17 protein-coding genes are annotated in these 19907 nt (G+C 64.8%); 12 read left to right on the top strand and 5 right to left on the bottom strand.

Annotation, left to right across the window (positions count from 1 at the left end; translation table 11 throughout):
* Positions 1-299: 299 nt before the first annotated feature.
* The 3 genes from ACVIHF_RS30030 (at position 300) to ACVIHF_RS30020 (ending at position 3493) form a co-directional block, all read left to right on the top strand.
* The gene (locus tag ACVIHF_RS30030) at positions 300-542 is read left to right on the top strand and encodes a hypothetical protein (RefSeq protein WP_456778965.1); all 243 of its coding nucleotides are present in this window, start codon (positions 300-302) and stop codon (positions 540-542) included.
* 17 nt (positions 543-559) lie between these two features.
* The gene (locus tag ACVIHF_RS30025) at positions 560-2581 is read left to right on the top strand and encodes a recombinase family protein (RefSeq protein ID WP_456792982.1); all 2022 of its coding nucleotides are present in this window, start codon (positions 560-562) and stop codon (positions 2579-2581) included.
* 330 nt (positions 2582-2911) lie between these two features.
* Positions 2912-3493, top strand: coding sequence for a hypothetical protein (locus tag ACVIHF_RS30020; protein WP_456778878.1), 582 nt, complete (start codon positions 2912-2914; stop codon positions 3491-3493).
* A 163-nt stretch (positions 3494-3656) separates the two neighbouring features.
* On the opposite strand, the gene ACVIHF_RS30015 is transcribed toward ACVIHF_RS30020, so the two are convergent.
* Complete coding sequence (locus tag ACVIHF_RS30015; RefSeq protein WP_456778879.1) at positions 3657-5171, bottom strand: helicase HerA domain-containing protein; 1515 nt, start codon at positions 5169-5171, stop codon at positions 3657-3659.
* A 437-nt stretch (positions 5172-5608) separates the two neighbouring features.
* Here ACVIHF_RS30015 and ACVIHF_RS30010 point away from each other — a divergent pair, with 437 nt between their 5' ends.
* Both ACVIHF_RS30010 and ACVIHF_RS30005 read left to right on the top strand, forming a co-directional pair.
* On the top strand, positions 5609-5827 hold the full coding sequence (locus tag ACVIHF_RS30010; protein WP_456778880.1) for a hypothetical protein: 219 nt from the start codon (positions 5609-5611) through the stop codon (positions 5825-5827).
* Positions 5828-5934: 107 nt separating this feature from the next.
* A complete protein-coding gene (locus ACVIHF_RS30005; protein WP_456778881.1) occupies positions 5935-7224 on the top strand; it encodes an MFS transporter in 1290 nt (429 codons plus the stop codon).
* 59 nt (positions 7225-7283) lie between these two features.
* Here the strand turns inward: ACVIHF_RS30005 and ACVIHF_RS30000 are convergent, their stop codons facing one another.
* The 3 genes from ACVIHF_RS30000 to ACVIHF_RS29990 form a co-directional block, all read right to left on the bottom strand.
* Positions 7284-8456, bottom strand: a complete 1173-nt coding sequence (locus ACVIHF_RS30000; protein WP_456792981.1) for an OpgC domain-containing protein — start codon at positions 8454-8456, stop codon at positions 7284-7286.
* 283 nt (positions 8457-8739) lie between these two features.
* Positions 8740-9354, bottom strand: a complete 615-nt coding sequence (locus ACVIHF_RS29995) for a TetR/AcrR family transcriptional regulator (RefSeq protein WP_456778883.1) — start codon at positions 9352-9354, stop codon at positions 8740-8742.
* Between the two features lie 152 nt (positions 9355-9506).
* A complete protein-coding gene (locus ACVIHF_RS29990) occupies positions 9507-10679 on the bottom strand; it encodes an acyl-CoA dehydrogenase family protein (protein WP_456778884.1) in 1173 nt (390 codons plus the stop codon).
* Between the two features lie 89 nt (positions 10680-10768).
* Here ACVIHF_RS29990 and ACVIHF_RS29985 point away from each other — a divergent pair, with 89 nt between their 5' ends.
* Together ACVIHF_RS29985 and ACVIHF_RS29980 are read left to right on the top strand one after the other, a co-directional pair.
* Positions 10769-11185 carry an AMP-binding protein gene (locus tag ACVIHF_RS29985; RefSeq protein WP_456778885.1) on the top strand — a complete coding sequence of 139 codons (417 nt, stop codon included), beginning with the start codon at positions 10769-10771 and terminating at the stop codon, positions 11183-11185.
* A gap of 112 nt (positions 11186-11297) precedes the next feature.
* Complete coding sequence (locus ACVIHF_RS29980) at positions 11298-12392, top strand: asparaginase (RefSeq protein WP_456778886.1); 1095 nt, start codon at positions 11298-11300, stop codon at positions 12390-12392.
* Here ACVIHF_RS29980 and ACVIHF_RS29975 read toward each other — a convergent pair.
* Positions 12371-12904, bottom strand: coding sequence for a sigma factor-like helix-turn-helix DNA-binding protein (locus ACVIHF_RS29975; RefSeq protein ID WP_456778887.1), 534 nt, complete (start codon positions 12902-12904; stop codon positions 12371-12373). The two genes, ACVIHF_RS29980 and ACVIHF_RS29975, sit on opposite strands and share 22 nt — an antisense overlap.
* 184 nt (positions 12905-13088) lie before the next feature.
* Between ACVIHF_RS29975 and ACVIHF_RS29970 the strand changes: the two genes are divergently transcribed.
* The 5 genes from ACVIHF_RS29970 (at position 13089) to ACVIHF_RS29950 (ending at position 19677) form a co-directional block, all read left to right on the top strand.
* Entirely contained in the window at positions 13089-14069 is a 981-nt protein-coding gene (locus ACVIHF_RS29970) for an AraC family transcriptional regulator (RefSeq protein WP_456792980.1), read from the top strand.
* 60 nt (positions 14070-14129) lie between these two features.
* Positions 14130-14936 (top strand): MBL fold metallo-hydrolase, encoded by an 807-nt coding sequence (locus tag ACVIHF_RS29965; RefSeq protein ID WP_456792979.1) that lies wholly within the window; start codon positions 14130-14132, stop codon positions 14934-14936.
* A gap of 91 nt (positions 14937-15027) precedes the next feature.
* Entirely contained in the window at positions 15028-16890 is a 1863-nt protein-coding gene (htpG, locus tag ACVIHF_RS29960) for a molecular chaperone HtpG (RefSeq protein WP_456778890.1), read from the top strand.
* Positions 16891-17151: 261 nt separating this feature from the next.
* Entirely contained in the window at positions 17152-18357 is a 1206-nt protein-coding gene (gene zigA, locus ACVIHF_RS29955) for a zinc metallochaperone GTPase ZigA (RefSeq protein ID WP_456792978.1), read from the top strand.
* A 171-nt stretch (positions 18358-18528) separates the two neighbouring features.
* Entirely contained in the window at positions 18529-19677 is a 1149-nt protein-coding gene (locus tag ACVIHF_RS29950) for a DUF3095 domain-containing protein (protein WP_456778892.1), read from the top strand.
* Positions 19678-19907: the final 230 nt, after the last annotated feature.

The raw sequence follows: 19907 nt of genomic DNA, 5'->3' as shown, positions 1-19907 counted from the left end.
ACATGACGCAGGAAGAGTTCGCAGGTCGCTTCGGATTCAGCGTCAATACGCTGTGCCATTGGGAACAAGGCTCGCGACAGCCGGAAGGGCCGACACGCGCTTATCTTCTCGCGATCGAGCGCGCCCGAAGGCAGTGCGGAAGGCTTTGCAGGCCGTGTGATGCGTTCGACATCTACGACAAAACCGCTGTTCGCAAGTATTTGCGCGCTCCCGTACGATGCCAGGATTTTTGGTCTTCTCTTCCTGATCCTGAGGCTGCTTGATGCCCGTTTGACTCCGCAAATCGAGCGAGCGACGGTATGGCAGAGGACACAGAACCGAAGCCGGACGACATCAGACCGGCTAACGACAATCAAGGTCCGGATGGCGGACGGAATGAGGCGGATCACAAGACGCGGCAACAGTTGGAGCAGGTGACCCTGACCATTGCCCGGCTGATCGGATGCCGGATTGCACGGAAACAGTTCGCGGCGCTCAGCGCCGCCAATGATAACAGGCCTCAAGCCACGAACGATGCGGAGGACGAGGCCGGCAAGGATTAGACAGAACGGAGACCGCCATGCCCCGCGTTGCGCTTTACGCCCGCTACTCGTCCGACAATCAGAGCGAAAGCTCGATCGAGGATCAGTTCCGACTCTGCCGAGAGCACGCAAAGCGCGAGCGATGGAAGGTCACGAGCACCTATCACGACGCCGCCATTTCGGGCGCGAGCATGATCCTGCGGCCCGGCATCCAGTTGTTGTTGCAGGATGCGCAGCGCGGTCTGTTCGATGTCGTGTTGGGCGAGGCGCTGGACCGGATTTCTCGAGACCAGGCGGATGTCGCCACTCTGTTCAAGCATCTGCGCTTCGCGGGCGTCTCCATCGTCACCCTCGCCGAAGGCGAGATCACGGAGCTTCACGTTGGCCTCAAGGGCACCATGAATGCCCTGTTCCTCAAGGATCTTGCCCTGAAGACCCATCGCGGTTTGCGCGGCCGGGTGGAGAAGGGCAAAGCCGGCGGCGGCCTCTGCTACGGCTATAACGTCGTGAAGAAGCTCGACGCCAACGGTGAGCCGATCCGGGGCGATCGCGAAATCATCGTGGAGGAGGCCAGGATCGTTCGGCGCATTTTCCGCGCCTTTGCCGCCGGCAAGAGCCCGAAGGCCATCGCGGTCGAACTAAACAAGGACGGCATTCGCGGTCCGCTCGGCCGGGCCTGGGGCGACACCAGTATCCGAGGCCACGTCTCGCGCGGCACCGGCATCCTCAACAACGAACTCTATGCTGGGGTCCTGGTCTGGAATAGGCAGCGTTTCGTCAAGGACCCGGCGACCGGCAAGCGCGTGTCACGGCCGAACCCGGAAAGCCAGTGGATCAGGAAGGAAGTGCCGCATCTCAAGATCGTCGACGATGAACTGTGGCAGGCCGCGCGGGCGCGGCAACAGCAAATCTCGGCCCTCTTCGGTCCCAGCCCGGCCAATACGCGGGAGGGCAGGGCCAAGCGGCTGCACCTCGCCAATCGGCCCGTTTCCCTCCTTTCCGGCCTTCTCACCTGCGGCTGCTGCGGCGGCAAGATCGGCATCCTGACGCCGAACCGCTACGGCTGCCTCAACCACCATCGTCGCGCGACTTGTGCGAATAACCGCACCATCACGCGCGACAAGATCGAGGCGCGGGTGCTGGCGGGTTTGAAGGATTGCCTCGTCTCTTCTCAGGCGGTCGCAGAAGCCGTGCGCGCCTATGCCGCGGAGATGAACCGCTTGAACCACGACCGGCGGGCACAGGCGGAAACAGATCACCGTGCGCTCCAGAAGATCGAGCGGGCGGTTGCCGGCATAATGGCGGCGATCGAGGACGGCCTCTACCAGCCGTCGATGAGGGCGCGGATGGACGAGCTTGAACGGCAGAAGGCGGAGATCACAGCGCGCCAGTCACAGGCTCCCGCCAACATTACCGATGTGCATCCCAACATTGCCAACGTCTATCGCAGGAACGTGGCCCGGTTCACCGAGGCGCTCGCCGAACCGGATGGCGGGCGCGAGGCAGTCGAGGCGCTGCGCTCGCTCATCGGCGAAATCGTGCTCAATCCTGGCAAGAAGCGTGGCGAGGTCCTCGCCGAGCTACGCGGCGAATTGATGGGTATCCTTGAATTCTCGAATACCCAAGAAAATCAACGGACTAATCGTCTTATGCCGGCAGTGGCAGCACGTCCCCGCAACCAAAGTCCGGACCAACCGGTTCCGATAAAATGGCCCGCGTTTCGCGGGCCATTTTTGCTTTGGGAGGACAATCGGGCCTCGTGTCGTCGACCGATTGGGCGCAGATCACGGCGTTTCCGCAACGCGGGCCGCTCCCTAGACGATGAAATGGAATTCGTGCCACGCACTCCAGCTGATGCCATCGCTGGCGCGAACCCAGAGGTCGTCAGGCACGGTACCGCCCTGGAATGTCGTGCTCGCAATTTGGGCCGCGCTGACGTTGATGGCGGTGCCGGTGGGCTGCGCATTCCCGCCAATGCTCCAGTGGCCGCTGCTTGCCGATGGCGTCGAATCCCAGAGTTGATATTGTGCGATACTGTCGCCGTCGGCATCCGTGACTGAAAACAGGCTCAAGGCGGCCACGCTCTGATTGGCCGTCGCATGGAAGTCGGACGCGGTCACGAACGGAGCGCTGTCAACCGGCGCGGTGACGTGAAACTCCTTCCACGCGCCCCAGGCAAAGCCGTCGTAAGCCCTCACCCAGAGATCGTCCGAACCCGAGCCGCTTTGAAAGCTTGTGCTCGAAAGCTGAGCTGCCGTGACATTGATGGCGGCATTGGAGCCTTGGGCGACTCCCCCGACCACCCATTGCCCGCTGCTCGCATCCGCCGTGGAATCCCACACCTGATAATTCGTGATGGTGTCGGTGGCGATACCATAACGAAATATGCGTTGTGGGATTCCAACACGAACGGGCGTTGGAACGTCAACGGAGTGAACCAGTCTGCGAATACGGAGATCGACGTCACTCCGGCACAACTTGCCCTGACGACCTATCAGGCCGGCTCTGGCACCGACCAGCTCTCGATCCGGGCCTATGATGGCAGTGCGTGGGGTGCCTGGCAGCCTTTCAACGTAACGGGAGAGAGCCCCAGCAGCGCCACCATCGCAGCAGGCGCGACGCTGGAATTGACGGGTGCTTCGAACGCGGCCGTAACGTTCCTCGGCAGCACGGGGACGCTGAAGCTCGACAATTCCGCGAGCTTCACCGGAACTGTCGCCGGGATGTCCGGTTCGGACACGATCGATTTCGCGAATATCAATTTCGCGACCGTTCAGACGCCGACCTTCAGCGGTGACAGCACGCACGGAACGCTCACGGTGACGGACGGCACTGTCACCGCCAGCATTGCGCTGCTGGGCAACTACATGGCTTCCACGTTCACGGCCTCGAGCGACGGCCATGGTGGTACCTCGGTCGTCGATCCGCCGGCGATGCAGGTCAGTCAGCTTGCGCAGCCGCAGCATGCGTAAGGGCTTGAGATAGGGCGGCTGTGGAGGGCCTGTTGCGGGGCCCTCGGCAACCAAGATCGCTCAACCGGCAAAGATGAAAGGGCCCGCCTCCTGGCGGGCCTTTTTCTTGTCTTGCAGCGCTTTCGCGATGCCGCTCAACACCTAACGCCTGCTCAGTACCTGATCACAGCGACGAGCCGTTACAGGCTGCTTCCGCCGCCTGGTCGTCCACATTCGGGTCGGCCGCGGCCGTGGCCCAGGCGAGCTCGACGAGGGTCACGATCCGCCGGCCGGCACCGTCGAGCTGGCAGACGATCAGGCCTTGTTCCTCGATGTAGGTCAGAAGATGCCGGGCGCGGCGCAGCGAATGCGTGCCGTAGGCGCGGGCGATCGCAGCATCGCTCGGGCACGGCCAGCCCTCTTTCGCGGCGCGGGCGATCATCATGAAGACGCCCTGCATGTCCTCGGGCAGCAACGCGGCGCGCAGCGAGACGTCCTGCCAGGCGTCGTCGTCCGCGACATCGGCGCCGAGCCCGGCGCGGGCGCGCGTCAGCATCCGGCGGAAGTCCGTCAGCTCCGGCACCACGGCACCGAGGCCCTCGATCCGGCAGCGGACCACGAACTCCTGATAGAGCACGCCGATGGCGCGGAAGCCGGCGTCGGGCTCGGCGAGGATGGCGCGCAGGATACGGTCCAGCCGTTCCCGCCGCTCGGCCATTTGCTCGGCGCTCGGCGGCGGCTCCGCAGCTTCGGGATCTCGCTCCGCTGCCGGCTGCTTGGCGGCCATCAACTGGCTGAGCAGGTCCGGCGACGGCGTCCGGCGCTGCGGCCGCACCGCTTCCGGCGGCGGAGCGGCGAGGATGATCGCGCGTGCGTCCTCCAGTGCCGCTTCAGGCAGCGGCATCAACCGCGGCGCCGCGTTGCGCGGCTGGGTGTCGGTCGGACCGATGCGCAAGCCCAGCGGACGCCGGGACAGTGCAGGTCCCAGCGCCATGAATTGTCCGCGCTCGAGGTCGCGGAAGGCTTCCGCCTGCCGCCGTTCCATGCCGAGCAGGTCGGCGGCGCGCGCCATGTCGATATCGAGGAAGGTGCGGCCCATCAGGAAGTTCGACGCCTCGGCCGCGACATTCTTGGCGAGCTTCGCCAGCCGCTGGGTTGCGATGATCCCGGCAAGCCCGCGCTTGCGGCCGCGGCACATCAAATTGGTCATCGCGCCGAGCGAAAGCTTGCGCGCCTCGTCGGACACCTCGCCCGCGACCGCCGGCGCGAACAGCTGCGCCTCGTCCACCACCACCAGCATCGGATACCAGTGGTCGCGGGCGACGTCGAACAGCCCGCCGAGGAAGGCCGCGGCGCGCCGCATCTGGTTCTCGGCGTCGAGTCCTTCGAGATTGAGCACCGTGGAGACGCGATGGATGCGCACGCGCTCGCCGGCGACCTGCAGGCTGCGCTCGGTGTGGTCCTCGGCGTCGATGACGAGGTGGCCGAATCGTTCCGCCAGGGTGACGAAATCACCTTCGGGATCGATGATGGTCTGCTGCACCCAGGGTGCGCTCTGTTCCAGCAGCCGGCGCAGCAGATGGGATTTGCCGGAACCCGAGTTGCCCTGCACCAGCAGGCGTGTCGCCAATAGCTCCTCGAGGTCGATGGCCGCCGAAGTGCCGGCCGTCGTTTGTCCCATCTCGATCGCTACGGTCATGTCCCGACTCAAATTGCCTTGCGGAGAGGCGGCTTAACAAGCTGATCGCGCCGCGTCGAGCGAACCGCACCATCATCCCCAGGCACGGCCGGGAGGCGGACAATGCGGATGCTCGCCAAGCGAGATGAAGTTTGATCAAGCCACTACAACGTGTTTAGCTTGCGTCTCTGATGTAGATTTTTTCGAACCAGTTCCAGTTCAGCTGCGCGATCCGGCCCGGTTCGGACCCGCTCTTATTCAGTCAGCCCGTCGAACTCTCAGCCCGACGAACTCAATGTCTGAGTTCAACTACGACGCATTCATTTCCTACATTCTTCCCGATCCAAACGGGAGTGATCCCTGCTTGCAAGGCTCGCGTTGTCGAAGGCATCCGCCAAAAATCGAAGGTTTCACGGATCTTATCCCCGCTCACGCGCGCACGCGGCGGAGTGATCCTGATGTCGGCAGCGAGATGGTCGATCATCTTCCTGGTGCCGGTGCTGAACTTCGCCGTTATCGCATTCGGGCTGGTCCTGGCGCTGCTCGGCGACGGGATCTGGGACCAGGCGTCCTGGATCGCACTTGCCGTGCCGCTTGTCGTCATCGCTTTCTACATGTTCCGGCGTTCCGCGCGTCCTTCGCAGAAGGAGCGAGCGTTCGCGGTGACGCCGAAGTGATCGGCGTCGCTATTCTCATGCCGGATACCTCCGTCCCGTTTGCCGGAGATGTCCCGTCGCGCAAACCTCGGCATAGTCCGCCGCACAAAAGAAACGTGCGAGGAAACATGACTGAGAGCACCGTCGATACACTTGCGCCGTCGGTCGCGGCGCCTGGCGCAGTGTCGCCGCGAAAAGTGTTTTGGGCGACCTGGTTCGGCTGGATGCTCGATGGCTTCGATTCGTCGATGTACGCCTACATCCTGGTCGGCGCGTTGAGCGAATTGCTGCCGGCCAGCGGCATCGAGCCGAGCAAGGCCAATATCGGCATCTATGGCGGGCTGTTGTTCTCGATCTTCATGCTGGGCTGGGCCTGCTCGATGGTCTGGGGCTGGGCTGCGGACCGTTACGGGCGGGTCCGGATCATGTGCTGGACGGTGCTGGTCTACTCGCTGTTCACGGCGCTGTGCGGGCTTGCGACCGGTATCGTGATGTTCGCATTGTTTCGCTTTGTTGCCGGCTTCGGCATCGGCGGCGAATGGGCCGCGGGCACACCGCTGCTGCAGGAATCCGTGCCGGAGAATACGCGGGTGCGGCTCGCCGGATGGCTGCACACGGCGACGCCGACCGGGCTGTTCCTCGCCGCCGCCGTCACGCTTGCGATCGGCAGCACGCTCGGCTGGCGCGGCATGTTCCTGCTCGGCATTCTGCCCGCTCTCCTGATCGCGTATCTGCGCAGCAACATTCCCGAACCCGAGCGCAGCGCTGCGCGCGAGCAGCCGTCGGTCGCCGCCTTGTTTGCCGGCGATCAGGCGCGCACCACCTGGGCCGCGGCGCTGATGATGGCCTGCATCATCTTCGGCCTGTGGTCGTCGAACTTCTGGGCCCCCACCGTGATCTCGACCAAGCTGGTCGCCGCGGGCGCGACGCCGGCGCATGCGCAAGAGATGGGCGCGGTGGCCGGCCTGATCACCAATGTCGGCACGCTGATCGGCTGCCTCCTTGTACCATGGCTAACGACCTGGCTCGGCAGCCGGCGCCGCACCGCGGTGCTGTTCTTCGTCGGCGGGCTGATCTCCGTCGTGGTCTCCTATGAGGTCGCGATCGAATGGCTCGACAGCCTGACGCTGTTCATGGTGCTGCTGCCGGTGCTCGGCTTCTTCACCAACGGCGTGTTCGGCCTGTTCACGATCTGGCTGCCGGAAATGTTTCCATCGGCACTGCGCGGCTCGGGCTCCGGCTTCGCCTTCAGCATGGGCCGCGTGCTCGGCGCCGCCGGCCCGACCCTGATCGGCGCGCTCGCCGCCCGCACCGGCAGCTTCCCGCTGGCGATTTCGATGCTGTCGCTGATCTATGTGGTCGGCCTGCCGCTGATCGCCCTGGCGCCGGAGACGGCCGGCAAGCCGCTGGCGAGATAGCAGGCTACTTTGCGCGTTGCGCGCGGCTTCGGCCGCGCGCCGTCGCGTCAAGCGGTGGCTTACTCCGCCGGCTTCGCGGTCACCGGCGCCTGCGCAGCCGCAGGTACCTTCGCGGGTGCCTTGTCGACCTTCTTCGACCAGGAGCGGTAATAGGCGAGCGCGGTCATCAGCACGATGCCGACGATGCTGACCGCGATCTGCATCCAGATGCTGCCGGAGACCTCGACCAGCAGCACATGCGCGATGACCGCGAGGAAGACGCCGGTGCAGAATACTTCGAGCGACTGCTGGCCGCATTTGATGATCGGCTGGAAGATCGGCCATTCATACCCGGGCCACTCTCGCGGCAGGAAGCGCGTGACGAAGAAGGCCAGGACGATGAAGTGCAGGACGCGATAGGGCGCGAGGTTGGTCTTGTCGTTCGGATTGAAGGCGTCATAGAGCCAGGCCGGCATCGCCTGCCCGAGCTCCGGGAAGCGGCCCGCCAAGGTCATGACCAACGCGAACAGCAGATAGGCGCCGCCGAGCCAAAGGAAGGCGCGCGACCGGATGAACGTGATCGATTCGCTCGCGCCGCCAAGCGCGAACCAGCCGCCGAACACGAACAGGAACTGCCAGCAGAACGGATTGAAATACCATGAGCCGGACGGATAGGCCGGCAGGTTCCAGCCGAATTGCCGCGCCGCGAGATAGAGCAGGAACGAGGCCAGCAGCGTCAGATTGAGCTTGCGCAGCATCGCCCACAGCACCAGCGGATAGCACAGCATCAGCGCGATATAGAGCGGCAGCACATCCATGTTGACCGGTTTGAACGCCAGGATCAGGCCCTGATAGAGCGTCTCGGCCGGGTTGTGCATGAAGCCCGCGACGTTGAACTCGTTCTGCAGGTTGGGGTCATGGTAGCGCTGGGAGAGATAGCCGATCTCGGCGATATAGATCACGAACAGCAGGACGTGCGCGACATAGATCTGCCAGGCCCGCTTGATCAGGCGGGTGGCGCCGATCACGGTGCCGCGCTCGAGCATCATGCGCGCATAGACGAAGGATGCGGTGTAGCCGGAGATGAACACGAACAGATCGGCCGCGTCGCTGAAGCCGAAATTCTTCTGCGTGATCCAGTTCACCGCGTTGTTCGGGATGTGATCGAGATAGATCGCCCAGTTGGCAAAGCCGCGCAGCAGATCGAGGCGATAGTCGCGGCCACGCGGCGGCAGAACAGCCTTGACGTCCATCGGTACGCTCCCATCCCGAGTGCCCGCGTGTCCGGTCGCGGGTCGCCCACGACGTCATACTAGAACAGGATTTCGACGGTTGTGTATTGGTTTTCCGGAAACGGATCGCCGCCACAGCCGGCCAAACAGCGATGAATTTGGATCAAATCGTTCGCGCCGCGAACCGCGCGGTGCGTAGGATGGGTAGAGCGAAGCGAAATCCATCGCTCCGTGTCGACCTGACGAATGATGGGTTTCGCTTCGCTCTACCCATTCTACGAGAGCCGACCGCGCACCGGCGCGGCTAACGCTGCACAAACCCGTTATGTAGCGTGGTGAACAGCGCCTTGCCCTTCTTCACCAGATCGTATTTGCGGCCGTAAAGCAGCCAGACCGCGGTGAGGTGGCACATTCCGCCCATCATCAGCGACATCGCGGTGTAGGGATCGAGATTGCGGCGATAGCTGCCGGCGCGGCTCGCCTGCTTGATCAGCTGCACATAGCGCAGCGCGTATCTGTCGACCGCCTTCTTGATCCGCGGCTCGGCGGCAAGCACGCTCGGCCAGATCTCGAGGAAGAACACCCGGCCCCAGCTCGGGTTGTCCTTGATGTACTGGAAGTTGGTGAGGAAGATGATGCGGAGCTGCTCGACGGGATCGCCACCCTTGACCAGCAGCGGCTCGGTCTTCTGATAAAGCGCCTCGAAATTGCCCTCGGGCACATCGAGCACCAGCGCGCGCTTGTCCTCGAAATAATCATAGATGCTGGAGAGCGGTACTTTCGCCGCGGCGGCGACCTCGGTGAGCGAGGTTCCGTCGATGCCTTTTTGGCCGAACAGCTTGGTGGCCGCCGTGAGGATCTGCTCGCGGCGGTCGCGGCTGCGTTGCTGCTTGAGCTTGAGTGTCGTCCCCGAAGCCACGGTGGTCTCCAAGAGCGTTTTCGCGCGAAGTGGATACCGGTTCGCGCAAGGAAAACGCGTCAAAGCAAGAATCTCGTCTCGTAAAAACAGTAAGGCAGCGGGATCGGAACACAAGCGCCATTGCGACGGCATACAGCGGTAAAGCCCATGGGTCACACCGGCGTGTTCCGCCGCTCATGTGTGCGGAACGCGTTGCGGGCAATGATCTGGCGCATGATCTCTGAGGTGCCGTCCAGAATGCGGACCACCCGCGTTTCCCGCCAGATGCGCTCGATCGGCAGGTCCCTGGAATAACCGGCACCACCGAACAGCTGCATGGTCGTGTCGGCGACGCGCTGCACCATGTCGGCGCCGGTATATTTGGAGAGCGCTGCCGCGGCGGTGCGGGCGGCGGCATCGCCCTGGTCGTAACGCCAGGCTGCCTCATAGGCGACAAGCCGCGCGGCATGCAGCGAACTCGCCATGTCGGCGATCTGCCACTCGATGCCCTGATGGTCGCGCAGCTTGCGTCCGAACGTCTCGCGCTCCGAGACATGGTCGAGAGCGTAGTCCAGCAGCTGGCTCGCCGCGCCGACGCAATAGGCGCCCCAATGGGTGCGCCCGGCATCCAGGCACCGCATCGCGATGGCGAATCCTTCGCCCTCCTGTCCCAGCAGATTCTCGCGCGGAACACGGCAATCCTCGAAGATCACTTCGGCGTGCTCCGAGCCGCGTCCGGCAGCCATCTCGACCAGGCGGCCGATGGCGAGGCCCGGCGTCTTTGCGTCGACGACAAAGGCCGCGATGCCCCTGGCGCCGGCGGAGGGATCGAGCGTGGCGAACACCGTGAAGACGCCGGCCGCGGGCGCATTGGTGATATAGGTCTTGCGGCCGTCGAGCACGTAATGATCGCCGTCCCGCCGCGCCCGGGTCTGGATCCGGGCGGCATCGGATCCGGCATTCGGTTCGGTCAGCGCGAACGCGCCGATCACCCGTCCGCTGGCGAGTTCCGGCAGCCATCGGTCGCGAACCGCCGGCTGCGCGTAGAGCTCGATTGCCTTTGAGCCGATGTGAACGTTGACCCCGCTCAGATAGTAGAAGGCGGTGTGGGCCTTCGCGAGCTCCTCGATCGCGATGCAGCTGCCCAGCATCGAGAGCCCGAGGCCGCCGAATTGCTTCGGCGTGTTGGTGCCGAACAATCCCATCCTGCGCAGGCCGGCCATGGCGCTGTCCGGCACCTTGCCGGTTGCCTCGATGGCGACATCGTGCGGCTGCAGCTCGCTGCGCACGAATTCACGCACCCGGCCTTGCAGAACGCGGAGGTCGTCGGGAAGCTCAAAATGCATGGCGCACCAAAAGTCGAATAATCTTCGAAAAATGTTGCGCCGCTTCCCGGCAGATGTCAAGGTTTTGCGGAAGTTCCGGAGAACACGGGATGCTCGCAGGCTTGATGCAGCAGGTCCCGCTCACCCTCAATCTGGTGAGAGAACGGGTCGCGGATCTCTATCCGGACAAGACGGTGATGACGCGGTATTGCGACCGCATCCATGTCATCAGCTATGCGGAGCTGCTCGGCCGCGCGGGCCAGCTCGCCAACTTCCTCGCCGAGATCGGCGTCGAGCGCGGCATGCGCGTTGCCACGCTGGCCTGGAACTCGCGCCGTCACCTCGAGCTTTATGTCGCCGTGCCCTGCATGGGCGCGGTGCTGCACACCACCAATGCGCGCCTGCACGCGCCGGACATCGCAAGACTGCTCGCCCACGCCGAGGATCGGGTGCTGTTCGTCGATCGTTCGATCTGGCGAACCGTCGGGACGGAGATCGAGCTGCGCAACACGTTTGAAGCTCACTAAGCGCTTCAACCCAGCTTCCGACCATCGCATCTTCCGCCGCAACTTTGTCCACTTGTTACGGGACAAAACCACGAGTTGTGGACTGGCGACCTGTCGCTTTGGGGAGAAGATCATGCCACGTTCGTTTCAATCCAATTATTCCGTTCGGCTCTTCCTCGGCCTCGCCGCCGCCCTCACGATCGGGCTTGCCTCGCCGGTATCAGCGCAACAGGCCTCCGGCACCGCGCTGGCCCGCGTGCTCGTGCTCGGTACCGGCGGCACCATCGCGGGGCAGGCCAGCGCACGCGCCGGCAACGCCTATGACTCAGGCAAGGTCAGTGCAGCGAACCTGGTCGCGGCGATCCCGGGCATCGACAAGCTCGCCCAGATGTCGGCCGAGCAAATCTCGTCGATCGGCTCGCAGGACATGAACGACAAGGTGTGGTTCGACCTCGTCAAGCGCATCCGCGCGGCCATCGACAACAAGGAGGTCGACGGCGTCGTCATCACCCATGGCACCGACACGATGGAGGAGACCGCGTTCTTCCTGCAAAACGTGCTCGACACCGACGTGCCGATCGTGCTGGTCGGATCGATGCGGCCCTCGACCGCGATCGGCGCCGACGGTCCGGCCAATCTCTACGAGGCGATGCGGGTCGCCTCGGCCCCGGAATCCCGCGGCCGCGGTGTGCTCGTGGTGCTCAACGACACCATCCATGCCGCGCGCTGGGTGCAGAAAACCAACACCACCAGCGTCGAGACTTTCCGCTCGCCCGATGCCGGGCCGGTCGGCTATGTCGACACCGGCTCGCTGCGCTTTCTGCAGCCGGCCGCTCCAGCCAGGGGTGCCAAGCTGAAATTGCCGGATGCGCCGCCCTTGCCGCGGGTCGACATCATCTATTCGCACGCCAACATGGACGCCGCTGAAGTCGAGGATGCGGTCAGGCGCGGCGCCAAGGGCATCGTGCTGGCCGGCGTCGGCGACGGCAATTCGTCGAAGGGCGCGATCGATGCGCTGGCCGCCGCGGCGAAACAGGGCGTCGTGGTGGTGCGCTCGACCCGGGTCGGCTCAGGCTTCGTCAACCGCAACGTCGAGGTCGAGGACGACAAGCTCGGCTTCGCGGTCTCGCTCGATCTCAACCCGCAGAAGGCGCGGGTATTGCTCGAGCTCCTGATCGCGAACGGCATCACCGAGCCATCGGCGGTTCAACAGGCGTTCGCGCGGTAGACCACCGGTTTTGAGGCGCCTGCCGGCTTCGCCTGCGCGGCCTTTTTCGCCGCGCGCCGCGCCGCGAGCAGCAGGGCGCGCGCTTCCGCGATGCGCGACATCACGGTAGTGACGGGAATGCCGGTGACTTCGGCGATCTCCTTGTAGGAGAGATCGATCAAGTCGCGCAGCGCGATGACTTCGCGGAGCAGGGCGGGCAGATCGTCGATCAGTTGCCGGATTGTTGCGCTGTCGCGCCGTTCTGGCGCTACATTCTCGCCGCCTAGTTCTTGGCCGAGTTTCTCCTGGCAAACGGCTTTGAGGATCGCGAGCAGCCACGGCCTGATGGCCGGGCCGCGAACGCCGTCGAACCGGCGCAGTGCGCGCAGATAGCATTCCTGCACGGCCAGTTCGGCGTCCGCCTCGCTTCGCATCAGCACCTGGGCGAACGCATAGGCATCGTCGAGACACGGCAATGCCGCGTCGCGAAACTGCTGCGCCGTTTTATTCCCGGCTTTCGCACTTCGCATCATAGGGTTGCATCTCGTGAATAGCTTTACCGGCAATCGGCGGAGTGGTATCAGGCTCCGCGCCGGAGTCGTGGACCGTCGCGCCAAGCGTAGGGACAGGAACGACGTGCGCACACGACATGCGCGCGGCGGGCAGCAAGCGATCGATCGTGTCAGCCCTGATCGATCGAGCGTCGGAGCGCGGATCATGTCCGAGACACAGGTGCCCAACCGGTTCTCGATCTTCCATCATGGGCTGGCGAAAGGGCCGGCCTATGAGGCATGGCGCGAAGGGATTTGCCGCGGCTTCTGCCGGCTCGACGTCGGACCGACCGACGACAACCGCATCGATTGCCACAACGAGTTCACGCTGCTGCATACGGTCGCCATCGCGACGCCGCGCGGCGGCTCGGCCCGCTTCGCCCGCACCCGCGCGCTTTTGAATGACGGCTGCGACGATCTTGTCCTGATCTTTGCGACGCGCGGCACGGTGCAGGTCACGCAGGCAGGCAAGGCGATCGAGCTTCAGCGCGGCCAGATGTGCCTCACCGAAATGAATATCGTCGGCACCGCCGATCTCACCCGGTCGGGCAGCTTTACGACGACGCGGTTTCCGCGGCGCCTGCTGCTCCAGATCGCGCCCTCGGCGGAGACGCAGCTGGCGCGGGCACTCGGGCGCGAGCCGGCCCTGGGCGCGATGATCGAGCGCTATTCCGTGCTCTGCACCGAGCTTGCCGGCGATCTGGACGTGCCCGGCCAGCGGGCAGCGGCGCACCATCTCGCCGACCTGGTGGGTCTCGTTCTCGGCAGCAGCGCCGAGACAAAGCAGCTGTCGGCACGCGACGGCGTGGCGAAGGCGCGGCTCGATCTGATGAAGGCCGATGTTCTCAAAAATCTCGACAACGGTAAGCTCACGATCGAAGCCATAGCAAAGGCGAATGCGCTGAGCACCCGCCAGGCGCAGCGCCTGTTCGCGTCCGCAGGGACGACGTTCTCGGAGTTCGTCCTCGAGCAGCGCCTGCTGCTGGCGCGCCGGCTGCTGCTGCACGAAGAGGGCGCCGGCCGCAAGGTCAGCGACATCGCCTATACGGTCGGCTTCAACGACCTCTCTTATTTCCATCGCGCGTTCCGCCGGAAGTTCGGCATAGCGCCGGCGGAGATGCAGATGGAACTGGGTCGCAAGCATTGAACACCTGCTGCCGCGGCGCTAGATCAGCAGACCAGCTTCATCGCAACGAGGGCGCTGCCAATGCCTCTGTGGACCTGCGAACAATGCGGCGCGCAATTTCCTGAAACCGCGACGCCACCGCCGGCTTGCCCGATCTGCGAGGACGAGCGGCAATACGTGAACTGGAAGGGGCAGGCGTGGCTGACGCGCGAGGAGCTCGCAGAGCGGCACAGACTGGTCTGGCGCGACGATCTCGGTCTCGTTGGACTTGCGCTCGAGCCGTCCTTTGCGATCGGGCAGCGCGCGCTGCTGGTGCCGGACCGCGGCGGCTGCGTGATGTGGGACTGCGTGCCGCTGGCAACCGCCGAGGCGATCGCGCATGTCAGATCGCTCGGCGGGCTGAAGGCAATCGCGATCTCGCATCCGCATTATTATGGCGCGGTCGCCGACTGGAGCGCGGCGTTCGACAATGCCCCGGTCTATCTGCACGGCGACGATGCACAATGGGTGACGCGGCCTTATCCGTCGATCGTGCCGTGGCAGGGGGACAGCCATCGCATCTCCGACGACATCCTGCTGGTGCGCGGCGGCGGGCATTTTGCCGGCGCCACCATGCTGCATTGGCGCAACGGCGCCGACGGGCGCGGCGCGCTTCTGACCGGGGATATCGCGATGGTGGCGATGGACCGCCGCTCGGTCAGCTTCATGTATTCCTACCCGAACTATATCCCGCTCAATGCATCAGCGGTCCGCCGCCTCGCGCGCGCGGTCGAGCCGCTGGCCTATGATCGGATCTATGGCGCCTGGTGGGGCAAGAACATCGCCTCCGACGCCAGGGCGGTGTTCGACCGCTCGGTGCAGCGCTATCTCGCGGCGATCTCGGACTGACGGTTCCGGCCGCTTTTGGCAACCTTGCCACGCGGCGCGATCGCGCTATATCAGGGCTTTCCCGCCCCTTACCGATTGTCCGAGTTTCCGCATGACCACAACTGCCGCTGCCGAATCCCAGCCGTTCCAGGCCGAGGTTGCCGAATTGCTGCACCTGATGGTGCATTCGGTCTATTCCGAGACCGATATCTTCCTGCGCGAGTTGATCTCGAACGCGTCGGATGCCTGCGACAAGCTGCGCTACGAGGCGATCGCCAATCCGTCCCTGATCACGGACGGCACGCCGCCGGAGATCAGGATCGTCCCGAACAAGGCGGCCGACACGCTCGCCGTGGTCGATACCGGCATCGGCATGGAGCGCCAGGAGCTGATCGACAATCTCGGCACCATCGCGCGCTCCGGCACCAGATCGTTCCTGTCGAAGCTCACCGAGGCCAAGGACGGCGCCAACCTGATCGGCCAGTTCGGCGTCGGCTTCTATGCCGCCTTCATGGTCGCCGAGAAGATCGTCGTCACCAGCCGCCGCGCCGGCTCGGACGAGGTGTGGGTGTGGTCGTCGGAAGGCGGCAGCGGCTTCGAGATCGCACCGGCGGGCGAAGAGGCCGCCCAGCGTGTCGCGCGCGGCACCGAGATTGTGCTGCATCTGAAGAAGGACGCCGCCAAGTATCTCGAGGCCTACGAGATCGAGCGCATCGTCCGCGAATATTCCGACAACATCCAGTTTCCGATCCTGCTGGTGCCGGAAGAGGGCGAGCCGCGCCAGATCAACTCGGCAAGCGCGCTGTGGCAGCGCTCGAAATCCGAGCTCAAGCCGGAGGATTACGCCCAGGCCTACAAGCAGATCGCCGGTGCGTTCGACGAGCCGGCGATGACGCTGCATTACCGCGCCGAGGGCCGGCAGTCCTACGCCGTGCTGCTGTTCGCGCCGTCGCAAAAGCCGTTCGACCTGTTCCAGGTCGAGCGCAAGGGCAAGGTCAAGCTCTATGTCCGCCGCGTCTTCATCGCCGACGATGCCGAGCTGCTGCCGGCTTACTTGCGCTTCATTCGCGGCGTGATCGACAGTGAGGATCTGCCGCTCAACATCTCGCGCGAGATGCTGCAGAACAATCCGCAGCTCGCGCAGATCCGCAAGGCCGTCACCGGCCGCGTGATCGGCGAATTGGAGACGCTCGGCGAGAAGGAGCCGGAGACCTTTGCAAATATCTGGGACGCGTTCGGCCCGGTGATCAAGGAAGGCCTGTGGGAGGATTTCGAGCGCCGCGACAAGCTGCTGGCGCTGGCGCGCTTCACCACGACGTCGGGCGAGAACCGCTCGCTGAAGCAGGTTGTCGACGACTTCAAGCCGAACCAGACCGAGATCTATTATCTGGTCGGCGATAGCGTCGAGCGGCTGAAGTCGAATCCGAAGCTGGAATCGGCGCGCGCCCGCGGCATCGAGGTGCTGCTCTTGACCGATCCGGTCGATGCGTTCTGGACCTCGGCGCCGCTCGATTTCGGCGGCAAGCCGCTGAAGTCGCTGAGCCAGGGCGATGTCGATTTCGGCCTGATCCCGCTTGCCGACGACAAGGACGACAAGAAGGACGAGCCCGCAGCCGACGCGGCGACCACGATCGCCGTGATCAAGGATGCGCTCGGCGAGCGCGTCTCCGACGTCCGCGCCTCGCAGCGGCTGACCGCGAGCGCGTCGTGCCTCGTCGCCGGCGGCGATGCGCGCGACCGCGCGCTGGAGCGGCTGCTCGCCCAGCAGAACCGCGGCGCGATCACAAAGCCGGTGCTCGAGATCAATCTGCGCCACCCGCTGGTCGCAGCGCTCGCGACCGATACCGCGCAGGCGAAGGACCTGTCGCTGCTGCTGTTCGAACAGGCGCAGATCCTCGACGGCGAGATGCCCGACGACCCCGCCGCGTTCGCTGGCCGCATGAACCAGCTTGTGCTGCGCGGATTGGGGAAGTAGAGCGCGAACTCTGAACCCGTCATCCTGAGCCCGTAGCCCGGATGGAGCGAAGCGCAATCCGGGACAGGTGCATCCGTGGATAGCGCGGCCCCGGATTTCGCTGCGCTCCATCCGGGCTACGCATTCCTAAAACTGGCAGGCTGACTGCGCCGCCCAGGCGCTTGACAGGCCGCGCCTCATTGATGTTATGTTATAACATAACATCAAGCGAATGCCCCATGTCCCGCCGCCGCCGATCCCTCCAGCAACTGTTTGATCTCGATGCAAAAACTCCCCGTCACCATCTTGTCCGGCTTCCTCGGGGCTGGAAAGACCACTTTGCTGAACCACGTCCTGAACAACCGCCGCGGTCTGAAGGTTGCGGTGATTGTGAACGACATGAGCGAGGTGAACATCGACGCCGACCTCGTTCGCGATGGCGGTGCGAACCTGTCCCGGACTGACGAAAAACTGGTCGAGATGAGCAATGGCTGCATCTGCTGCACCCTGCGCGACGATCTGCTGAAGGAGGTGCGCGCGCTCGCCGAGAGCGGCCGTTTCGATTATCTCCTGATCGAATCGACCGGCATTTCCGAGCCGCTGCCGGTCGCCGCGACTTTCGAGTTTCGCGATGAAGATGGCCAAAGCCTCTCCGACATCGCGCGGCTCGACACCATGGTCACGGTGGTCGACGCCGCCAATCTCCTGAAAGACTACGCCTCGACCGATTTCCTCAGCCAGCGCGGCGAAGCGCTCGACGGCGACAAGCGCACGCTGGTCGATCTGCTGGTCGAGCAGATCGAGTTCGCCGATGTCGTGGTGCTGAACAAGATCGATGCCGCGACGCAGGCAGAGCGCGAGGCCGCCCGCACCATCGTGCGTGCGCTCAATCCCGACGCCGACCTGGTCGAGGCGAATTTCGCAAAGGTCCCGTTCGACCGCGTGCTCGACACCGGCCGCTTCGACCACGAGCGCGCGCAGCAGCATCCGCTCTGGCACAAAGAGCTCTATGGCTTTGCCGGGCACGTGCCGGAGACCGAGGAATACGGCATCACGAGCTTCGTCTACCGGGCGCGGCGCCCGTTCGATCCGCTGCGCTTCCACGGCTTCCTGCGCGAGAGCTGGCAAGGCGTGATCCGCGCAAAGGGCCATTTCTGGATCGCGACGCGCCCGGATTGGTGCGGCGAGCTGAGCCAGGCCGGCGCCATCGTCCGCACCGAAGGGCTCGGTTCGTGGTGGGCCGCGATCCCGCGCGAGCGCTGGCCGGATCATCCGGACTGGCGGCTGATGATGCAGCGGAGCTGGAACGATCTCTACGGCGATCGCCGGCAGGAGCTGGTCTTCATCGGCTCCGGCATGAACGAGGACGACATCCGCCGCAGGCTCGATGCCTGCCTCGTCACCGGCAGACCGGGCATGGACCCGCAGGCCTGGGCCGGGCTGCGCGATCCGTTTCCGCCGTGGAGCAGGGCAGGCGAGGCGGCGTGAGACAGTCACCGTAGCCCGGATGGAGCGGAGCGCAATCCGGGGTCTCCCGCCGCTTGAGAGGTTCCCGGATTTCGCTGCGCTCCATCCGGGCTACGCTTCTAAAACCGGTCCCAACCCGGGCCGTATCTGCTAGAGAATCCCGCATCAGGGCGGAAACGGCGCGGCGTTGCGATGGCTGGCGGCAGCGATATCTTCTACGGCGGCATTCCGGTGTTTCGCGGCTTCGCGCGGCTGATGGACCCCGCGCTGTATGCGCCGTTGCCGGATGACTGGACGGTCGGCGTCGCCGATATCGTGGAATCAACCAAGGCGATCGCGGCACAGCGCTACAAGGCGGTCAACATGGCCGGCGCCGCGGTGGTCGCCGCCGTCACCAATGCGCTGGAGGGCCGCGAATTCCCCTTCGTGTTCGGCGGCGACGGTGCGAGTTTTGCGGTCGCGCCCGCCGATCTCGACAAGGCACGCGAGGCGCTGGCGGCGACCGCGCGCTGGGTGCACGACGACCTCGATCTGGTGCTGCGGGTGGCGCTGGTGCCGATGGCGGCGATCCGCGCCGCGGGCGCCGATGTCCGCGTAGCGCGCTTCGGGCCGTCGGCCAATCTGTCCTATGCGATGTTCTCAGGCGGCGGTCTTGCTTACGCCGATGCCGCGATGAAGCGCGCCGAGTTCGCGGTCGATCCGGCGCCTCAGGGCACGCAACCCGATTTGTCCGGCCTGTCCTGCCGCTTCGAGGTGATGCCGTCCGCGCGCGGCGTCATTCTGTCGGTGCTGGTGCTGCCGGCGAAGAACGCCGATCCCGCGTCCTTCCGCAAGGTGATCGAGGATATCGTCGTCCGCGTCGAGAAGAGTCCCGATGCCGGACGGCCGGTGCCCGCCAGCGGACCGCCGCTGCACTGGCCGCCGCAGGGAATGGAGTACGAGGCGCGCGCACGGCGCCGCGGCCCGCTCGCGCTGCGGCGCGCCGCGGTGCTCACATTCGCGCTGTGGGCCTATACGCTGATGCGGTTCAACATCCCAGTCGGCAAGTTCGCGCCGAAACGTTATCTGCAGCAGGTCGTCGAGAATTCAGACTTCCGCAAGTTCGACGACGGCCTGCGCATGATCCTGGATTGCACGCCGGAGCTCGCTTCCGACATCGAGCAGCGCCTCGCCGCCGCCGCGGCGCAGGGCATCGTGCGTTATGGCCTGCACGAGCAGGATGCCGCGATGATGACCTGCTTCACCCCGTCGGTGATGCGCGCCGACCACGTCCACTTCATCGACGGCGCCCGCGGCGGCTACGCCTCGGCCGCGACGGTGCTGAAGGCGCGCGCGGTGTAGCAATTTTTCTCACCTCTCCCCGCTCGTTTGCGGGGAGAGGTCGGACGCCACGCCTCGCGTGGCTTCCGGGTGAGGGCAGGCAATGAGTGGCCGCAAGGAGATATTCATCCGACTCGCGAGATCGACGGTGAGCTGACTACAATTCAGATATGGCTACGCGGATAGAGCCCCTCACCCCAACCCTCTCCCCGCAAGAGCGGGGCGAGGGAGCACGGTCCCGTCGCGGTTGC

The sequence above is a fragment of the Bradyrhizobium sp. USDA 4506 genome (genome assembly GCF_054058795.1).
Note: the sequence above shows the minus strand (reverse complement) of the source record. Positions and strands in the feature narration are given on the sequence as shown.